This is a genomic window from Bordetella genomosp. 2, assembly GCF_002261345.1.
In the GTDB taxonomy this organism is placed as follows: Bacteria; Pseudomonadota; Gammaproteobacteria; order Burkholderiales; family Burkholderiaceae_B; genus Bordetella_A.
On the sequence record NZ_NEVT01000008.1, the window covers coordinates 170,515 to 187,305 of the forward strand.

The window sequence follows — 16,791 nt, forward strand, 5'->3', positions numbered from 1 at the left end:
GCGCTCAATGCTGCGGTTCGGCGCCGTCGCGCCAGGGCAGCGCGGCGGCGCGGGCGGCTCGCGGGTGACCCGGGTGGCGCCGCAGGAACTGCAGCAGTTCGGCATAGGTCACGCGGCCGTGGCGCCAGGCGGCCTCGCGCCAGCGCGGCTCCAACGCGACATCCAGCCCCATTTCATGCAGCAACTCGTGTGCCTGGCCGAAGTGCGCGGCCGCCTGGTCGAACCGACCGGCGCGCTCGTGCAGCTCGGCCAGGTTGTGGTGCGACACCACCAGCGCCGCGACAGCCGCATCCGCGTCCAGGGCCCGGCCGGGCAAAGTGTCGGCCAGGCTGAGCGCGGCGCGGTATTGCAGCAGGGCCGCCGCGGCATCGCCGCGCGCCAGCGCCCGGTTGCCGCGCAGCGTGGCACGCTGCCAGGCGCCCACGCAGGGCTCCTCGGCGGCGAACTGCGGCATGGATACGGGCAGCGGTGCCATCTGGACCATGACGTCTCCCTCAGGCTGGCGAATTTCCGTTAAAGATAATTCAAATGATAGTCATTTTTATTTAATATAACAACGCCGGCAAGAAGACCTGGCCGCAGCGCCCCGGCGCCGCACCGTACCCCCCGGCACCGCGCCAGCGCCGGGCTGCCTCTGCGTGAATCGACTAGAGGGCGCGGCCGCAGGCCACGCCGGAGGCCCAGGCCCACTGGAAGTTATAGCCGCCCAGCCAGCCGGTGACATCCACCGCCTCGCCGATGAAGTAAAGCCCAGGCACGCCGCGCGCCTGCATGGATTTCTGGTCCAGGCCGCGGGTATCGACCCCGCCCCGCATGACTTCGGCCTTCTTGTAGCCCGCCGTGCCGCTGGGCACCAGGCGCCACTGGTGGATATCGGCGGCCAGCGCGCGCAAGACCTTGTCGGGCGTGTCGGCCAGCCGCGCGGCGGCCAGCTTGCTGCCGCCGCCCTGCTCTGCCTGCAGCCACTGGTCGGCCAGCCGCCGCGGCCAGAGCCCGGCCAGCACCGTGTGCAATTGCTGGCGGCTGCCGGGCTTGGCGGCGATCAGCTCGGCCGCCAGGTCGCGGCCGGGCGCGAGGTCCAGCACGATGGGTTCGCCGGGCTGCCAGTAACTGGATATCTGCAGGATGGCCGGCCCGGACAGCCCGCGATGCGTGAACAGCAAGTCTTCCAGGAACTCGCCGCGCGCGCGTCCGGCGCCGGTGCTGAGCGAAACTTCCAGCGCCACTCCCGAGAGTTCGGCGTAGGGCCGCCAATGCGCCGGGTCGAACGTCAGCGGAACCAGGGCCGGCCGGGGCTCGATCACCTTCAGGCCGAACTGCCGCGCCACCTTCAGGGCGAAATCGGTGGCGCCCAGTTGCGGGATCGCCATGCCGCCGGTGGCCATGACCAGCTTGGCGGCGCGAATCTCGTCCTGGCTGGTGCGCAGCACGTAGCCCGCCTCCTCGCGGCCGATCTCCGCCACGCGGCACGGCATGCGCCAATGCACGCCGCCGGACTGGCACTCGGCGCGCAGCATCTCGATGATGGCTTCGCTGCTGTCGTCGCAGAACAGCTGGCCGCGATGCTTCTCGTGCCAGGCGATGCGGTGGCGCCGCACCAGCGCCAGGAAATCCTGCGGCGTATAGCCCGCCAGCGCCGAGCGGCAGAAATGCGGGTTGTCGGACAGGAAGTTGGCCGGGCCGGCGCCGATGTTGGTGAAATTGCAGCGGCCGCCGCCGGAAATGCGGATTTTCTCGGCCAGCCGCTCGGCGTGGTCGACCAGTACGACCCGCAGGCCGCGCTGGCCGGCCACGGCGGCGCACATCATGCCGGCCGCGCCGGCGCCGATGACGGCAACGTCGTAGGCGCTCATGGCGCGGCGGTCCGGCAGCCGGGCTGGCCACGCACGACGACGGCGGCGCGCACGGCGATCCGGCGCAGGCCGGCGATGGGGCAATGGGGGCGGGGCGGCAAGGGCATAGCCCGCTATTTGACCAGATCGCCGGCCATTGCGCGGGCGGCCCCGCCGGACGCCGGCGCATGCGGGACGCCAGCCGGGCGATCGAACCCTAGGCCTGCTCCTCGTCCGCGCCCCAGCGATAGACCGGCGGGCGCTTGTCGATGAAGCGGGCGGCGGCCTCCCGGTGGAAGGCCGTGGAGCGCGCAATGCCCTGGCCGGCGGCCTCCAGGTCCAGCATGGTGTTCAGGTCGCTGTTCAGCGAGGCGTTGAACAGCCGCTTGGTCAGGCTCAGGGCGGTCAGCGGCAGTTTGCTCATGCTGGCGGCCAGCGCCTGGGCGCGCGAGTGCACCTGCGATTCGGCGACCACCTCGAACACCATGCCCATGTCGCGGGCCTCCTCAGCGCCGAACTCGCGGGTGGAGAACGCCAGCTCCTTGGCCCGCTGCAGGCCGACGATGCGGGGCAGCGTATAGAACACGCCGCAATCCGGCACGGCGCCCAGCCGCAGGAACGACAGGCAGAAACGGGCGCGGGGCGAGGCCAGGACCAGGTCGGCGGTCAGCGCCAGCCCGACCCCGGCGCCGTAGGCCGGCCCGTCCACCACGGCGATGATGGGCCGGTCCAGGTTGAGCAGGTCGGCGATGACGATCTGCAGGTTCAGCATCCGGTCGCGCGCCGCATCGGCCGCCGTGTCGGCGGTCATCGTGCTGATGTCGCCGCCTGCGCAGAAGGCGCCGCCCGCCCCCTGCAGGATCAACACCTTGATGGCGCGGTCGCGGCGCACGGCGGCCACGGCCTCGCCCAGTTCGGCGCGCATGGTCTGGTCCAGCGCGTTGCGCCGCTCGGGCCGGTTCAGCGTCAGCGTAGCGACGTGATCGGCGATCGCGAACTGGATCGCCTGGTATGTCCGGCGGGGTTCCTGCATGATGTCTCCTTGAATGCAACGGCGGTTGCGGCGCGGTCAGGCAATGACGCCCCGCTGCCTGAGCCGGGCGATATCGTCGGCCGAATGCCCCAGTTCGGCCAGCAGGGCATCGGTGTGCTGCCCCGCCCGGGTGACCGGCCCGGGCGCGCCCTGGGTGCGGCTGAAGCGCGGCGCCGGGGCCGGATGGACGATGCCGTCGGTCTCCTGGAAGCTGTTGCGCGCCCGGTGATGCGGGTGGGCGCGGGCTTCTTCGAAATCCAGCACGGGCGCGAAGCAGGCATCGGTGCCTTCGAGCAGCTCGCACCATTGCTGGCGCGTGCGGGTCGCGAACAGGCGCTCCAGCTTGCCGCGCAGCGCCGGCCACGCGGCCCGGTCCCATTGCGCCTGGAAGTCGGGGTCATCCAGGCCGCAGCGTTCCAGCAGCAACGCGTAGAACTGCGGCTCGATCGCCCCGACGGAAATGAACTTGCCGTCGGCGCAGGCATAGCACCCATAGAACGGCGCGCCGCCATCCAGCATGTTCGCCTGCCGGTCCAGCGTCCATTTGCCGCTGGCCAGCATGCCATGGTAGGCGGTGGCCAGGGTGGACACGCCATCGCAGATCGCGGCGTCCACCACCTGGCCCTGGCCGCTCTGGCGCGCCTCGAACACCGCGCTGACGATGCCCAGCGCCAGCATCATGCCGCCGCCGCCGATATCGCCCAGCAGATGCAGGGGCGGGGTGGGCGGCCGGTCGGCATGCCCCATGGCGCACAGCGCGCCGGTGATGGCGATGTAGTTCAGGTCATGCCCCGCGGCCTGGGCCAGCGGACCGGTCTGCCCCCAGCCGGTCATGCGGCCGTACACCAGCCGGGGATTGCGCGCCAGGCAGACATCCGGCCCCAGCCCCAGGCGCTCCATGACGCCGGGACGAAACCCTTCTATCAATGCGTCCGACGACTCCACCAGATCCAGCACGATGGCGGTCGCGTCGGGCTGCTTGATATCCAGCGCCAGGGAGCGCCGCCCCCGGTCCACGATGGTGCCGCCCCCGCCCAGGAAACCCGGGGCCTTGCGGTCGATCCTGATGACTTCGGCCCCCAGGTCGGCGAGCATCATGGCGCAGAACGGCCCCGGCCCGATTCCAGCCAGTTCCAGTATCCGCAGCCCGTTCAGTGGTCCTGGCATGTCTCCCCCAGCATTGCCTATGATTCGAAAAACTCGGCGCGCGCCTTGAGCATGATCGCCACATTGGCGTCGAAGTTCTTTTCCATGCGCGAGGTGGGCCCCACCACCGACATGGCGGTCAGCTGGCCGCCGACGTATCCCGCGATGCCGATGGCGAACACGCCTTCGTTGCCCTCGTCCTTGGTGAAATAGTATTTTTTCTCGCGGCCTTCGATGATCTGCTTGCGGAACGCCTCCTTGTCCACGATGCTCTTGCTGGTGACGGCGGCCATGGGCAGGGTTTCGATCAGCGCATCGCGGGCCTTGGCGTCCATGGTGCCCAGCAGGGCCTTGCCCAGCGCGGAGGTGTGCAGGTCCACCATCGTGCCGGGCTTGAGCACGTACCGCAGCGCCCGCGGGCTTTCCTGGCAGGCGAATATCTGCACGCGGTTGCCGTCCAGGTGCGCGCACATGGACGACTCGCCCGACTGCCGGCTGAGGATCTCCAGCGCTTCCGCCGCGAAGATCTGCATGGGGTCGGCGGCCGCGATGCCCTTCGCCACGTCCAGCAGGCGCGCGGTCGGATGGAAGAAGCGGGTCTTGGGCGCGCGCAGCAGATAGCCCGCCTGCCGCAGGGTATACAACAGGTCGGAACAGCTGCTGTCCGCCAGGCCGAGCAGCCGGGCCATTTCCGAGTTGCTCAGCGGCCGGCGCTCTCTGGCGTAGACCTCGAACACTTGAAGTACACGTTGTGCGGTCGGGAGAATCTGGGGCATGGGCTTCGATGGTTGGCGGTGAAGGTCGCTATGAGGATGACGGGCGGTCCATTGCGCTGCCGATCACTTCAAGGCCGAAACGCCCAAGACGCTCTGCGCGATCAGCAGCGACTGGATCTGGTTGGTTCCCTCGGCAATGCTCAGGTGCCGTGCGTCGCGATAATAACGCTCGACCGGGAACAAGGCCGTATAGCCCGCGCCGCCGTGCACCTGCAATGCCTGCTCGGCCACGCGCAGCACGGCGTCGGTGGCATGGCGCTTGGCCATCGAGCAGAGCATGTGACTGTCGGGCGCGTCGCGATCGAGCGCGTCGGCGGCCCTGTAGCACAGCAGGCGCGAGGTCTCCACCAGCGTCAACATGTCTGCAATCATATGCTGGACCAACTGGAACCCGGCAATCGGCCGGCCGAACTGGACTCGCTCGCCGGCATAGCGCACCGCGGCCTCGCAGGCGGCCTCGGCAATGCCGAGCGCCGAGAACGCCACCACACAGCGGCCGATATTCAGGTACTTCTTGGCGAGCGCGAAACCGGCGCCTTCCGCGCCGACAAGATGCTCGCGCGGGATCTCGACATCGTCGAACAGCAGTTCGCCCAGCGGGCAGCTGTGCATGCCCATCTTGGGAATCGCGCTGACCGAGAACCCCGGCATCTTGCTCTCGAACAACAGGCAGGACACTTGGCGGCGGCCCGCCTCGCCGGTCCGGACGAACACCACGCCGAGCTCGCATACGGGCCCCAGGCTGATGTAGAGCTTGCGGCCGCTGACCTTCCAGCCCTGCCCGGTGGGCACCGCCCGCGTTTCGATGTTGGCGGCGTCCGAGCCGATGTTGGGTTCGCTCAGGGCGAAGCTGGCGATCGCCTCGCCGCTGAGTATGCGCGGCAGGTACTTTTGCTTCAGTTCCGGCGAACCGCCATCTGCCAGCACGGAAGCCGCCAGGTTGCTGGTGCTGACGATGCTGCGCAGCGACGGCCACACGCGCGCGACTTCGGCGATCAGCATGCCGTAGGTGGTCATGGGCAATGCGAAACCGCCGCTGGCTTCGGGCAACAGGCCGCCCAGCAGGCCGAAGTCGTGCATGGCGCGCACGACCTGCGCCGGCACCATGCGCGATTGGGCCTCATATTCGTCGACGATGGGCGCGACCTCGCTCTGCAGGTAGCGCCGCAGGGCATCCTGCAGTTCCACCTGGTCCGCGGACAACTGGAAATTCATGGGCAGATCCGGCATGGCGTTCATGGCTCGCACTGCTCCGCCTGCAGTACCAGCTTCCACATCTGCGGCGCCGTGGGCGCGCCCGCTTCCTCGATGATGTGCGCGATCAGGCCGGCGGTGCGGCCCACCAACGCCAGGCCGCGCGCCGCCTTCGGGTCCAGCCCCATGTCCGCGGCGATGGCGCCCATGGCGCCGGCGCCGTTGATGGGCAGGAACTTGCCGAATTCGGCCTGGTGGACGTCGGCGATGGCGTCCAGCAGGTGCCAGCATTTGCCGTAGTAGCCGTTCTCTTGCGACACCGTGCGCAGCGCGCCGACGCGCGGATCGCCGTCGACGTGGATGGGATGCCCGACGCCGGCGATCTTTCTCTTCTGCGCGGTGTAGCGCGTCAGCAGGTCGCGCGCGCGGTCCCGGAACTGGCCGGCCGGGCTGTCGGCCGCCAGGCCGTGGGTTTCTTCCGTGAGCATCTGGGCCACGTTCTGGGTCACGCCCAGGTAGCGGTCGCCCGCGCCCAGCAGCCCCGCGGCCACCGCGCCCTGGAGCGATTCGGGCGCGCCCAGGTACGTCAGGCGGGCCGCCATGGAGATAGGCGTGAAGCCATGGTCGCAGGACGTCACCAGGATGACGTTCATCATGCGCTTGAACCTGGGCTCTGGATAATGGCCCAGAATGCACAGGCACGCCATGTCGACGAAATCGGCATTCGGGATGATGTCGGTGGACAGGTTCTTGCCCCGCACGAAGATGTCTTCCGTGGTGGCATAGCCGATGCTGGTGCGTAGGGTCATGCGGTCTGCTCCGGTTCGATGGCGTTCTGCTCGAGTTCGCCGGACGCGATGATGAGCGCGTCCAGCGCGATGGCTCCCTGCTCCGGCGCCCCGACCCATACCGGGTTGAGCTCCAGCTCGACCAGCCGGCCGGCGTGGCGGGAAGCGAATTCCGAGACTTGCAGTATCAGCGCGGTCAGTGCGTCGAGGTCGGCGGGCGGCTGCCCGCGCACGCCGTCCAGGATGGCGACGTTGCGGATCTCCCGGACCATCGCCTGCGCATCGGCCGGCGCCAGGGGGATCATGCGGTGCGTGGTGTCGCGCAGGGTTTCCACCAAGATGCCGCCCAGGCCGAACGTCAGCACCTGGCCATAGGCGGCATCGCGATGCACGCCGATCAGGATCTCGCGGCCGCCGGCCGGCAGCATGGCTTCCACCAGCACGCCTTCGATGCGCGCCGCGGGCGCGGCCTGGGCGACGGCTGCGAGAATGCTGTCATAGGCCTGCGCGGCGGCGGCGGCGGAATCGATGTTCAGCCGCACGCCGCCGCATTCGGTCTTGTGGGCAATATCGGGACTGGCGACCTTCATCACCACCGGGAAGCCGATACGCGCGGCGATCTCGGCGGCCTGGCGCGCCGTGCCGGCCACTTCGTTGCGGGGCAGCGGAAAACCGGCGCGGCGCAGCACAGCCTTGGCCTGCGCCTCGCTGAATTGGCGCGGCGCGGCCGTGCCATCGGCGGCGGCGCCGACGGAATGGCCAGGCACCGCCGGCGCGGCGAGCGGCGCCGAGCCCTCGCGGGGCCAGACGCGCGACAGCGCGCCGATGGCGCCCGATATCGACAAGAAGGGCTGCAACCCATGCCGCTCCAGCAACTCGAACCCACCGCCCATGCGTCGGCTCATCCATACGGGGATGATGGGCGTGGCGGTAGATTGCGAGACCTCGATGATCGACCGCGCAATGCCGTCGGTGACCTCGCCGTAGTCCATCGGGATGGGGAACAGCACGGCGCCGACATTGGGGTCGTCGCACACCACGCGCAGGCAGGTGTTGGCGGCTTCGGGATCGCGCAGGATGTCGGCGGTGGTATCGACCGGGTTGGCGATATTGGCGAACGCCGGCAGCAGGCTGCGCAGCCGCGTATTCGTCTGCTCGGTGAAGACGGCCATGGGCAGCCCGGCGGTGCCGGCGATATCGGTGGCCAGGGCGGCGGTGCCGCCGGAGAAGGTATAGATGCACAAGCCGCTGCCGGGCCGGGGCGCCGCCACCGCCAGCAGCCGCGTGACGGCCAGCAACTGGTCCAAGTCCTCGACCTCGATGGCGCCGAACTGGCGGAATACCGCGCTGTTGACCGCCGCGCTGCCGGCGATGGAGGCCGTATGCGACTGCGCCGCCCGAGCCCCGGCTTCGGAGTGCCCGACCTTGAGCACCACGACGGGCTTGCCGCGCTGGCGCGCGAGGTCCAGCGCCGCCGTCAGGCGCCGCCCGTCCTTGATGCCTTCCATCAGCAGGCCGATGACCTTGATGGCGGGGTCCTGCGCCATCCACGCGATGAAATCGGGAATTTCCAGGTCGACTTCGTTGCCCGCGGAGAACCACAGCCCGACCCCTTCGCCGTGGCTGAGGCCCTGCAGCAGGTTGCGGCCCAGCCCGCCGCCCTGGGTGGCCAGCCCGATGCCGCCGCCATTCAGGTCGTGCTGGAACGCGGGCGAGAACGTCATGCCGATGCGATCGCGCACATTGACGAAACCGGGGCAGTTGGGACCATACACGTGCAGGCCGGTGTCCTGGCACAGGCGGGCGATGGCCCGCTCCAGTTCCTGGCCGGCCTCGCCCGCCTCGGAAAACCCGGAGGACATGACGATGGCGTAGGGAATCTTGCGCTCGACGCACTGGCGCAAGGCATCCAGCACGCGGCCGGCGTTGACGATGACCAGCGCCACGTCGATGGGCGCATCGGGCAATTCGCGGATCGACGGCCAGCATGGCGCGCCGTCGATCTCGTTGTACGCCGGGTTGACCGCGTACACCTGGCCAGGCAGGCGCGAGTGGCGCACCAGGTTCGCATACAGGCGCCCGCCCTGGCTGGCGGGCCGGGGCGAGGCCCCCACCACCACGACATTGACCGGGTTGATGAAGCGCGCGAGATCGGCGAAGGGCTTCATGCGGCGGCCTCCGGCGCGCGCATCAGCATGGCGAAATCCGCCTGCACCACGACCTCGCCGCGCTGGTTGACCGCCTCGCGCCGGAACACGACCTTGACGCGGCCGGGCCGGGCATCCGGCACGCACTCCGTGACGGTGACGCGCGCATGGACGGTATCGCCGATGAACGTGGGCTTGGGAAAACGGCAGTTCAGGTCGATCAGGGCCAGCACGCTGGGCTCGAGGCCGCGGTAGGCGACCGTCTGGGTGGTCAGCCCGGACAGCACCGACAGGACCAGCAGACCGTGGGCGATGCGCTGCCCGAAGCGGGTCGATTTGGCGTATTCGGCGTCGACGTGCAGCCGGTTGAAATCGCCCGACAGGCAGGCGAACTGCACTATGTCGGCTTCCGAGATGGTGCGGCCGGCCGATTCGAACGTATAGCCCACGTCCGGAAGCGCGGCTTGCCGGCCCGCCGGGCTGTCAGGGGTATGCATGTTGTGGTGTCTCCTGTTCTTGTGGGCGGCGGGTCAGCTCGAGTAGCGGCCCCCGGTGACGTGCAGGGTTTCGCCGGTGATGAAGCCGGCCCGCTCGGACGCCAGGAACGCGACGGCGTCGGCGATGTCTTCCACCGCGCCGAGCCGCTGCACGGGCTGGCGGGCCAGCGCGTTGGCGCGCAGCGTTTCATAGGTGGACAGCGCGCGGATCAGGTCGGTCTCGACAAAGCCGGGCGCAATGGCATTGGCCGTAATGTTGAACTTGCCCTGCTCGTAGGCCAGCGAGCGCGTGAAGCCGATCAGCCCCGCCTTGGCCGCTGAATAATTGGTTTGCCCGGGGTTGCCCAGATGGGCGCGCGAGGCAATGTTGATGACCCGGCCCCAGCGCTTTTCCATCATGGACGGCAGCGCCGCCTTGGTGCAGTAGTACGCGCCCTTCAGGATGGTGTCCACCACCGCGTCCCAATCGGCTTCGGGCATTTTGGTCAAGTACTTGTCGCGGGTAAAGCCGGCGTTGTTGACCAGGATATCGATCGAGCCGAACTCGCTGACGGCGCGCTCGGCCAATGCCTGGACCTGCTGCGCATCGCAGACATCGGCGACCACCCCGATGGCCTGGTGGCCGGCGTCCGCCAGTTGGCGCGTGGCCGCGTCGACCGCTTGCGGATTGATATCGGTAATGACAATGCGCGCGCCCTCGCGCGCCATGGCGAGCGCGGACGCGAAACCGATGCCTCGGCCCGACCCGGTGACCAGCGCGACTTTTCCCGTGAGTTGCAAATCCATTGTTTCCCCTTGGAGGCTGAGCTGCGGCGGCGGAGCCTGACGGCCCTGCCAACCTGGACATTTTCTACGACATACGGGAGAAGTATACGGATACCCGGATTTCATTGCAATTAATTCCGGTACATCGTTATACTCTTCGACATGTCGTATTAAGTACGGCATGAGACCTATAACAAATCCGGAGGTGACAAATGTCTGTTGTGAAGTTGCTGTGCGCGGCGGTCCTGGGCGTGGCGACCGCCGGCGCGCTGCCGGCGCGCGCCGACTACCCCGACAAGCCCGTCAAGGTGTATGTCGGCTTCGCCCCTGGCGGGGCCACCGACCTGCTGGCGCGCTTCTACGCCGAACAGTTGTCCCGCAAGCTGGGGCAGCCCTTCATCGTCGAGAACCGACCGGGCGCCGGCGGCAATGTGGCGATCCAGTCGCTGGCCCAGACCAAGCCGGACGGCTACACCATCGCCATGGGGGCCAACTACATTGCGTCGAATGCGGCCCTGAAGCGCAATTCATATGACTGGGACAAGGACCTGACGCCCATCGCCCTGATAGCGTCCACGCCCAACATGCTGGTGGTGCCGCCCAATTCGCCGTTCAACAGCGTGGACGACATCATCCGGGCCGGCACCCGATCCGATTCGTTCCTGACGTTCGGTTCGGCCGGCGTGGGGTCCTCCATCCACCTGTCGGGCGAGCTCTTCAAGGCCATGACGGGCGCCAAGCTCACGCATGTGCCGTACAAGGGCGTATCGCCCGCCGAAGTGGCCCTGATGGCCGGCGACATCGACATGATGTTCGGCAGCGTCTCCACCGAAGTGCCCCTGGTGCAGGCCGGCAAGCTGAAGATCCTGGCCGTCACCGGCCTGGAACGCATGAAAGTGTTTCCCGACACGCCCACGCTGGACGAGGCGGGCCTGAAAGGCTTCAACGTCGGGGCGTCCTACATGCTGGTGGCGCCCGCCAACGTGCCCGACCACATCGTGCGCCGGCTCAGCGAGGCGGTCGCCGAGATCAACGCCGGCGCCGAGGCCCCGGCCTACACCGAACGCCTGTACGCCACGCCGATGAAAGGCGGCCCGGCCGAAGCCAAGGCTTTCCTGCGCTCGGAATACGAAAAATGGAACAAGCTGGTGGCGGAGAACGCCCTCAAGCTGGACTGAGCCGCCCGCGCCAAAGGAGACAACCATGAGACAAGCCAAGACGGCCATTCTGGCCGCAGCCGCCAGCCTGGCGGCGATGCTGGCGGCGCCGGCGCCGGCCGCCTCCGCCTTCCCGTCCAAGCCGGTGCGCATCATCGCGCCCAGTTCGGCGGGCGGCATCCTGGACCTGACCAGCCGCCTGGTGGGGGAAAAGCTATCCCAGCAGCTCGGTTCGCCGGTCGTGGTGGAGAACATGGCCGGCGGCGGCGGCATCATCGGCATGCAGGGCATGCTGAATGCCGCCCCGGACGGCCATACGCTGGTCATGGGCAGCCTGGGCCCGAATGCCGCGAACTACTCGCTGTATTCCAAGCTGCCATACCAGATGTCGGACTTCGCGCCCGTCATCGGTGTCATCTCGATGCCGAGCGTGCTGGTAGTGAACCCCAAGCTGCCGGTCAAGGACCTGGCGTCGCTGCAGTCTTACGCCAAGTCGAAGAATGGCGATATCGCGATGGCCATCTCCACGATGGGCGCCTCCAGCCACCTGATCGGCGAAGTCCTGAAAGGCGAGCTGGGCATATCGGCCATCAACGTCGTCTACAAGGGCGCGGCGCCCGCCATTACCGACCTGGTCGGCGGGCAGGTGGATTTCATGGTCGACAACATGATCACCGCCAAGCCGATGATCGAGGCCGGCCGGCTGCGCGCCATCGCCGTGTTCAGCAAGGAACGCAGTCCGCTGATGCCCGACGTGCCCACGGTGACCGAGCTCGGCTATCCGCAGTTGACGGGCGGCACCTGGCTGGGGCTGTTCGTGTCGGCCAAGACGCCGCCGGACCGCGTCGAGCGGCTGAACGCGGAACTCAACAAGGTGCTGGCCGACCCGGGCGTGCGCGACGCCCTGGTCAAGCAAGGCGGCAACCCGGTCGGCGGCAGCAGCGCCGAATTCGACCAATTCGTGCGCGCGGAGACCGAGCGCTGGCGCAAGGTGATCCAGGCCGCGGGCATCAAAGTGGAATAAGTCGCGCCGGCCCCGCGCGGACCGGCGGCACGCCCCCAAGGAGGATCTCGACCCCATGGCTATTCAATATGAACGTCTGCGGAACTGGCATTTCGACGACCGCACCGACCGCTACACCACCCGCGACAGCATGCTCTATGCCCTGACCCTGGGCTACGGCCAGCGGCCGGACGATGAACACGACCTGCGCTATGTATACGAGCAGGACACGCTGGCGGTGCCGACGCTGCTGGCGGTGGTGGGCGCGCCCGGCTCATGGACCGCCGACCCGGGGACCGGCATCGACTGGCTGCGCCTGTTGCATGGCGAGCATCGCATGACCTTTCACGCCCCGGTGCCGGCCGAGGCCGCCGTCACCAGCCGCACGCGCGTCACGCACGTGGTGGACAAAGGCGCGCAGAAAGGCGCGCTGGTGGTCACCGCGCGCGAGGTTTGCGACGCCGATAGCGGCGCCCCGCTGGCGACCATCGAGCATGTGTCGTTCTGCCGCGCCGACGGCGGATTCGGCCGGGGCGACGAGCCGCCCGAACCCTTGCCGCCGACCCCCGCCACGCCCGCGCACGACACGGTGCTGATTCCGAGCCTGCCGCAGGCGGCCCTGCTGTACCGGTTGAACGGCGACCTGAACCCGATCCACGCGCTGCCCGCCATGGCGGCCCAGGCGGGTTTCGAGCGCCCCATCCTGCATGGCCTGTGCACCTTCGGCATGGCGGCGCGCGCCCTGCTGCGCACCTATTGTCCCGGCGAGCCGGCCCGGCTGCGCCAGTTCGCCGTGCGCTTTTCCGCGCCGATGTACCCCGGCGAGACCCTGCGCGTCGAAGCCTGGCGCGACGGCGGCAAGGTGCAGTTCCGCGCCTGGGCGCACGAGCGCAATGTGGCGGTCCTGAGCAACGGCGTGGCCGGCATCGATTGAACCCACGAGGAGCTTGCGCATGAAACCCATAGAACGCCATGCGATCGACACGCCCGACCGCATCGCCTATTGCATGATCCCTTCCGGCTATGCGGTGACCTGGGCCGAACTGGAACGCCGCAGCCGCAAGTGCGCGGCCGCGCTGCTGGCGGCCGGCCTGAAGACGGGCGATTCGATCGCCGTATTCCTGGAGAATCATCCCTACTACTTCGAGATCCTCTGCGCCGCGCACCGCATCGGCCTGTACTACGTGACCGTCAGCCGGCACCTAAAGCGCGAGGAGGTGCAGTACATCGTGGACGACTCCGACGCGAAAGTGCTGTTCTGCTCGCGCCACACTCTGCAGGAAGTGTCGGTGGAGGCTTGCCACGCGCGCGGCACCACCTGCGTCATCATGGACGATGTCCTGGAGGGTTTCGAGTCCTACGATGACTGGACCGGCGGGCACGCCGACGACGTCCGCCTGCCCGACACGCCCGAAGGCACAGATTTCTGCTATTCGTCGGGCACCACGGGCGTGCCCAAGGGCATCAAGCGGCCGCTGGAGACCGCCAACCGCTTCTTCCGCGCCGACGAATCCGAGCGCAGCGCGTGGAAGGCGTTCGACCGCGACACGGTGTATTTGTCGACCGCGCCGTTCTATCACACCGCGCCGGTGCGCTGGAACATGGCCGTGCTGCGCGGCGGCGGGCGCTGCGTCATGATGGAGAAGTTCGATCCCGAGCAGGCCCTGCGCGCCATCCAGGACCACCGCGTCACGCATTCGCAATGGGTGCCGACGATGTTCATCCGCATGCTGCGCCTGCCCGACGCGCAGCGCGCCCGCTACGACCTGTCGAGCCTGCGCTACGCGGTGCACGCCGCGGCGCCGTGCCCGGTCGAAGTCAAGGAGGCCATGATCGCCTGGTGGGGACCGATCCTGTACGAGTACTACAGCGGCACCGAGCTGGTGGGCCGCACCTCGCTCAGTTCGCAGGAATGGCTGCGGCACAAGGGCTCGGTGGGCATACCGGAGTTCGGCCGCGTGCATATCGTGGGCGACGACGGCAACGAGCTGGGGCCGCGCCAGCCGGGGGTGATCTATTTTTCCGGCGGCGGCAGCTTCCAGTATCACAACGACCCGGAGAAGACGCGCAATGCCTATAACAAGCGGGGCTGGGCGACCTACGGCGATGTGGGATACGTGGACGAGGACGGCTATGTGTACCTGACGGACCGGCTGTCCAACACGATTGTGTCCGGCGGCGTGAACATCTACCCCCAGGAAGCGGAGAACCGCCTGTCCCTGCACCCGGCCGTGCGCGACGTGGCCGTGATCGGCGTGCCCAACCAGGAGTTCGGCGAGGAGGTCAAGGCGGTGGTGCAGCTGGTCGATCCCGACGCGGCCAGCGATGCGCTGGCCGCCGAACTGATCGCCTTCTGCCGGGAGCATATCTCGCACGTCAAATGCCCGCGCAGCGTCGACTTCGTGACCGACATGCCGCGCACGGAATCGGGCAAGCTGCTCAAGCGCCTGGTCAAGCAGCGCTACTGGCCGGACAACATGGGGATTGCCCATTAGTGCCAGGGAGGCTTTGTCCGTGGGCAAGAGGGAGGATGGGATGGGGGGTGTTGTGGGGTGCAGGGCCGTGGGTGCCTGGGGCGTCCTGGGCGGGGCTGGGGGGCGGGCCGGCCACGTCGCTCGGCTCGGGCGCGCCACCAGGCGCCCTCGGCCCCCTGCGGGGGCTACCCTCGCTCCAACTGGCCGGCCCGCCCCCCAGCCCCGCCCAGGACTCGCGACAGCGACATGCGCCGGTCCGACAACGCCGTCGATGAACGTGGCGGCGCGACCGTGGCACGACGGTGTCAGACACCCCTGGCGCACCATCCTGCTTGTGCAGGCCATGTGCGCGGGGTGTCTGACACCTGCAGCGAGGACCGCCCGTGAACGTGGCGGTGCGACCGTGGCACGACGCTGTCAGACACCCCTGGCGCACCGTCTTGCTTGTGCAGGCCGTGTGCGAGGGGTGTCTGACACCTGCAGCAAGGACCGCCCGCGAATATGGCGACGCGACTGGGGCACGACGGTGTCAGACACCTATGCATCGACATATGCATCACGCCCGGTGCAAGGCATCGGGAGTTCCAACTGGAGATATTGCGAGCCCGGGCCTGCCGGCGGGGCCGGGGCGACCAGTTGGAGGGAGGGGAGCCCCCGTAGGGGGCCGAGGGCGCCTGGTGGCGCGCCCGAGCCGAGCGACGTGGCCGCCGCGGCCCCGCCGGCAGGCCCGGGCGCCTCAAGAACCCAACCTCCCAACGCCCCGAAGCAATCATCGACACCCATCAACGCAACCCTGAGGAACCCCCATGGCGAACATCCAGGCCGGCCCGCGCCGGCGGCAAGGTTTTAGCGCGGAACACGACGAGTTCCGCAGGACCATCGCGCGCTTCATCCAGGACGAGGTGAGCCCCTTCCACGCGCAATGGGAAGCCGACGGGCACGTCCCCCGCGACCTGTGGCGCAAGGCGGGCCGGGTCGGCATGCTGCTCACCAACATCCCCGACGAATACGGCGGCGCCGGCGGCGACTTTCTCTATACCGTGGTAGTGCTGGAAGAGATCGCCCGCTCGCTGTCGAGCGGCATCACCGGCTTCACCACGCACTCGGACATCGTCGCCCCGTACCTGCTCAACTTCGGCACCGAGGCCCAGAAACACGCCTCCCTGCCGGGCATGGCGCAAGGCGACATCGTCGGCGCCGTCGCCATGACCGAACCGGGCGCCGGCAGCGACCTGAAAGCCATCCGCACCACGGCGCAGAAAACCGCCCACGGCTACCTGGTCAACGGCCAGAAGACCTTCATTACCAACGGCCTGCATGCCGATCGCGTGATGGTGGTGGCCAAGACCGACCCGGCCGCGGGCGCGCGCGGCATCAGCCTGTTCTGGGTCGACACGGCCACGCCCGGATTCAAGCGCGGCCGCCTGCTGGACAAGGTCGGGCAAAAGGCGCAGGACACTTGCGAACTGTTCTTCCAGGACATGGAAGTGCCGGCCGACACGCTGCTGGGCGAGCCCGGCCAGGGATTCGGCTACCTGATGAAAGAACTGGTCCGGGAACGCCTGATGATCGCCGTGCGCTGCGCCGCGGCGCTGGAGGCCGCGCTGGACTGGACTATCGACTATACCAAGGAGCGGCGCGCCTTCGACAAGGCGCTGATCGACAACCAGCATATCCGCTTCAAGCTGGCCGACATCAAGGCCCTGGCCGCCGCCACCCGCGCCTTCGTGGACGACTGCATCGGGCGCTACATGGCCGGCGAGCTGGATGCCGCCGGCGCGGCCATGGCGAAGCTCTGGGCGACCGAAGCCACGCGCGCCATCGACGACCTGATGCAGTTCTACGGCGGCTACGGCTACATGCGCGAATACCCCATCGGGCGGGCCTATACCGACGTGCGCCCCAACCGCATCTACGGCGGGTCCTCGGAGATCATGCGCGAACTCATCGCGCGATCCCTGTAGGCGCCTGCCGGCACA

The 16,791-nt window shown here is 68.4% G+C and carries 15 protein-coding genes; 5 read left to right on the top strand and 10 right to left on the bottom strand.

The annotated features are described in order from the left end of the window. Window positions 1-4: 4 nt before the first annotated feature. From CAL24_RS19760 to fabG, 10 genes are all read right to left on the bottom strand, one after another. Window positions 5-484: a hypothetical protein gene (locus CAL24_RS19760; RefSeq protein ID WP_094807681.1), complete on the bottom strand. Its 480-nt coding sequence runs from the start codon at window positions 482-484 to the stop codon at window positions 5-7. Window positions 485-647: 163 nt separating this feature from the next. After that, window positions 648-1,853 (bottom strand): NAD(P)/FAD-dependent oxidoreductase, encoded by a 1,206-nt coding sequence (locus CAL24_RS19765; RefSeq protein WP_094807682.1) that lies wholly within the window; start codon window positions 1,851-1,853, stop codon window positions 648-650. A gap of 196 nt (window positions 1,854-2,049) precedes the next feature. Next, entirely contained in the window at window positions 2,050-2,865 is an 816-nt protein-coding gene (locus tag CAL24_RS19770; protein ID WP_094807683.1) for an enoyl-CoA hydratase/isomerase family protein, read from the bottom strand. Window positions 2,866-2,901: 36 nt separating this feature from the next. After that, the gene (locus CAL24_RS19775) at window positions 2,902-4,032 is read right to left on the bottom strand and encodes a CaiB/BaiF CoA transferase family protein (protein WP_094807684.1); all 1,131 of its coding nucleotides are present in this window, start codon (window positions 4,030-4,032) and stop codon (window positions 2,902-2,904) included. A 17-nt stretch (window positions 4,033-4,049) separates the two neighbouring features. Continuing rightward, window positions 4,050-4,787, bottom strand: coding sequence for an IclR family transcriptional regulator (locus CAL24_RS19780; RefSeq protein ID WP_028352721.1), 738 nt, complete (start codon window positions 4,785-4,787; stop codon window positions 4,050-4,052). Window positions 4,788-4,850: 63 nt separating this feature from the next. Beyond that, the gene (locus CAL24_RS19785; RefSeq protein ID WP_249278591.1) at window positions 4,851-6,026 is read right to left on the bottom strand and encodes an acyl-CoA dehydrogenase family protein; all 1,176 of its coding nucleotides are present in this window, start codon (window positions 6,024-6,026) and stop codon (window positions 4,851-4,853) included. Beyond that, window positions 6,023-6,790 carry a citryl-CoA lyase gene (locus CAL24_RS19790; protein ID WP_094807685.1) on the bottom strand — a complete coding sequence of 256 codons (768 nt, stop codon included), beginning with the start codon at window positions 6,788-6,790 and terminating at the stop codon, window positions 6,023-6,025. The genes CAL24_RS19785 and CAL24_RS19790 overlap by 4 nt, the downstream gene beginning before the upstream one ends. Continuing rightward, entirely contained in the window at window positions 6,787-8,937 is a 2,151-nt protein-coding gene (locus CAL24_RS19795; protein ID WP_094807686.1) for an acetate--CoA ligase family protein, read from the bottom strand. Before CAL24_RS19795 ends, CAL24_RS19790 begins: the two co-directional genes overlap by 4 nt. After that, window positions 8,934-9,413, bottom strand: a complete 480-nt coding sequence (locus tag CAL24_RS19800; protein WP_094807687.1) for a MaoC/PaaZ C-terminal domain-containing protein — start codon at window positions 9,411-9,413, stop codon at window positions 8,934-8,936. Before CAL24_RS19800 ends, CAL24_RS19795 begins: the two co-directional genes overlap by 4 nt. Before the next feature lie 33 nt (window positions 9,414-9,446). Continuing rightward, entirely contained in the window at window positions 9,447-10,199 is a 753-nt protein-coding gene (gene fabG / locus CAL24_RS19805) for a 3-oxoacyl-ACP reductase FabG (RefSeq protein WP_028352725.1), read from the bottom strand. 191 nt (window positions 10,200-10,390) lie between these two features. Between fabG and CAL24_RS19810 the strand changes: the two genes are divergently transcribed. From CAL24_RS19810 to CAL24_RS19830, 5 genes are all read left to right on the top strand, one after another. After that, a complete protein-coding gene (locus CAL24_RS19810; protein ID WP_094807688.1) occupies window positions 10,391-11,356 on the top strand; it encodes a Bug family tripartite tricarboxylate transporter substrate binding protein in 966 nt (321 codons plus the stop codon). 25 nt (window positions 11,357-11,381) lie between these two features. Beyond that, on the top strand, window positions 11,382-12,359 hold the full coding sequence (locus CAL24_RS19815; RefSeq protein ID WP_028352727.1) for a Bug family tripartite tricarboxylate transporter substrate binding protein: 978 nt from the start codon (window positions 11,382-11,384) through the stop codon (window positions 12,357-12,359). A gap of 55 nt (window positions 12,360-12,414) precedes the next feature. Then, window positions 12,415-13,272, top strand: coding sequence for a MaoC family dehydratase (locus tag CAL24_RS19820; RefSeq protein ID WP_028352728.1), 858 nt, complete (start codon window positions 12,415-12,417; stop codon window positions 13,270-13,272). 19 nt (window positions 13,273-13,291) lie between these two features. After that, a complete protein-coding gene (locus CAL24_RS19825; protein WP_094807689.1) occupies window positions 13,292-14,833 on the top strand; it encodes an acyl-CoA synthetase in 1,542 nt (513 codons plus the stop codon). Between the two features lie 785 nt (window positions 14,834-15,618). Next, window positions 15,619-16,776 carry an acyl-CoA dehydrogenase family protein gene (locus CAL24_RS19830; RefSeq protein ID WP_094807690.1) on the top strand — a complete coding sequence of 386 codons (1,158 nt, stop codon included), beginning with the start codon at window positions 15,619-15,621 and terminating at the stop codon, window positions 16,774-16,776. The last annotated feature ends 15 nt before the right edge of the window (window positions 16,777-16,791 follow it).

Bases quoted from the DNA above. Each gene is read 5' to 3' on its own strand.
- CAL24_RS19820 (WP_028352728.1), top strand. From the start codon at position 12,415: ATGGCTATTCAATATGAACGTCTGCGGAACTGGCATTTCGACGACCGC.
- CAL24_RS19815 (WP_028352727.1), top strand. From the start codon at position 11,382: ATGAGACAAGCCAAGACGGCCATTCTGGCCGCAGCCGCCAGCCTGGCG.
- CAL24_RS19785 (WP_249278591.1), bottom strand. From the start codon at position 6,026: ATGAACGCCATGCCGGATCTGCCCATGAATTTCCAGTTGTCCGCGGAC.
- CAL24_RS19780 (WP_028352721.1), bottom strand. From the start codon at position 4,787: ATGCCCCAGATTCTCCCGACCGCACAACGTGTACTTCAAGTGTTCGAG.
- CAL24_RS19760 (WP_094807681.1), bottom strand. From the start codon at position 484: ATGGTCCAGATGGCACCGCTGCCCGTATCCATGCCGCAGTTCGCCGCC.
- CAL24_RS19775 (WP_094807684.1), bottom strand. From the start codon at position 4,032: ATGCCAGGACCACTGAACGGGCTGCGGATACTGGAACTGGCTGGAATC.
- CAL24_RS19825 (WP_094807689.1), top strand. From the start codon at position 13,292: ATGAAACCCATAGAACGCCATGCGATCGACACGCCCGACCGCATCGCC.
- CAL24_RS19790 (WP_094807685.1), bottom strand. From the start codon at position 6,790: ATGACCCTACGCACCAGCATCGGCTATGCCACCACGGAAGACATCTTC.
- CAL24_RS19830 (WP_094807690.1), top strand. From the start codon at position 15,619: ATGGCGAACATCCAGGCCGGCCCGCGCCGGCGGCAAGGTTTTAGCGCG.
- CAL24_RS19765 (WP_094807682.1), bottom strand. From the start codon at position 1,853: ATGAGCGCCTACGACGTTGCCGTCATCGGCGCCGGCGCGGCCGGCATG.
- CAL24_RS19800 (WP_094807687.1), bottom strand. From the start codon at position 9,413: ATGCATACCCCTGACAGCCCGGCGGGCCGGCAAGCCGCGCTTCCGGAC.
- CAL24_RS19795 (WP_094807686.1), bottom strand. From the start codon at position 8,937: ATGAAGCCCTTCGCCGATCTCGCGCGCTTCATCAACCCGGTCAATGTC.
- CAL24_RS19810 (WP_094807688.1), top strand. From the start codon at position 10,391: ATGTCTGTTGTGAAGTTGCTGTGCGCGGCGGTCCTGGGCGTGGCGACC.
- fabG (WP_028352725.1), bottom strand. From the start codon at position 10,199: ATGGATTTGCAACTCACGGGAAAAGTCGCGCTGGTCACCGGGTCGGGC.
- CAL24_RS19770 (WP_094807683.1), bottom strand. From the start codon at position 2,865: ATGCAGGAACCCCGCCGGACATACCAGGCGATCCAGTTCGCGATCGCC.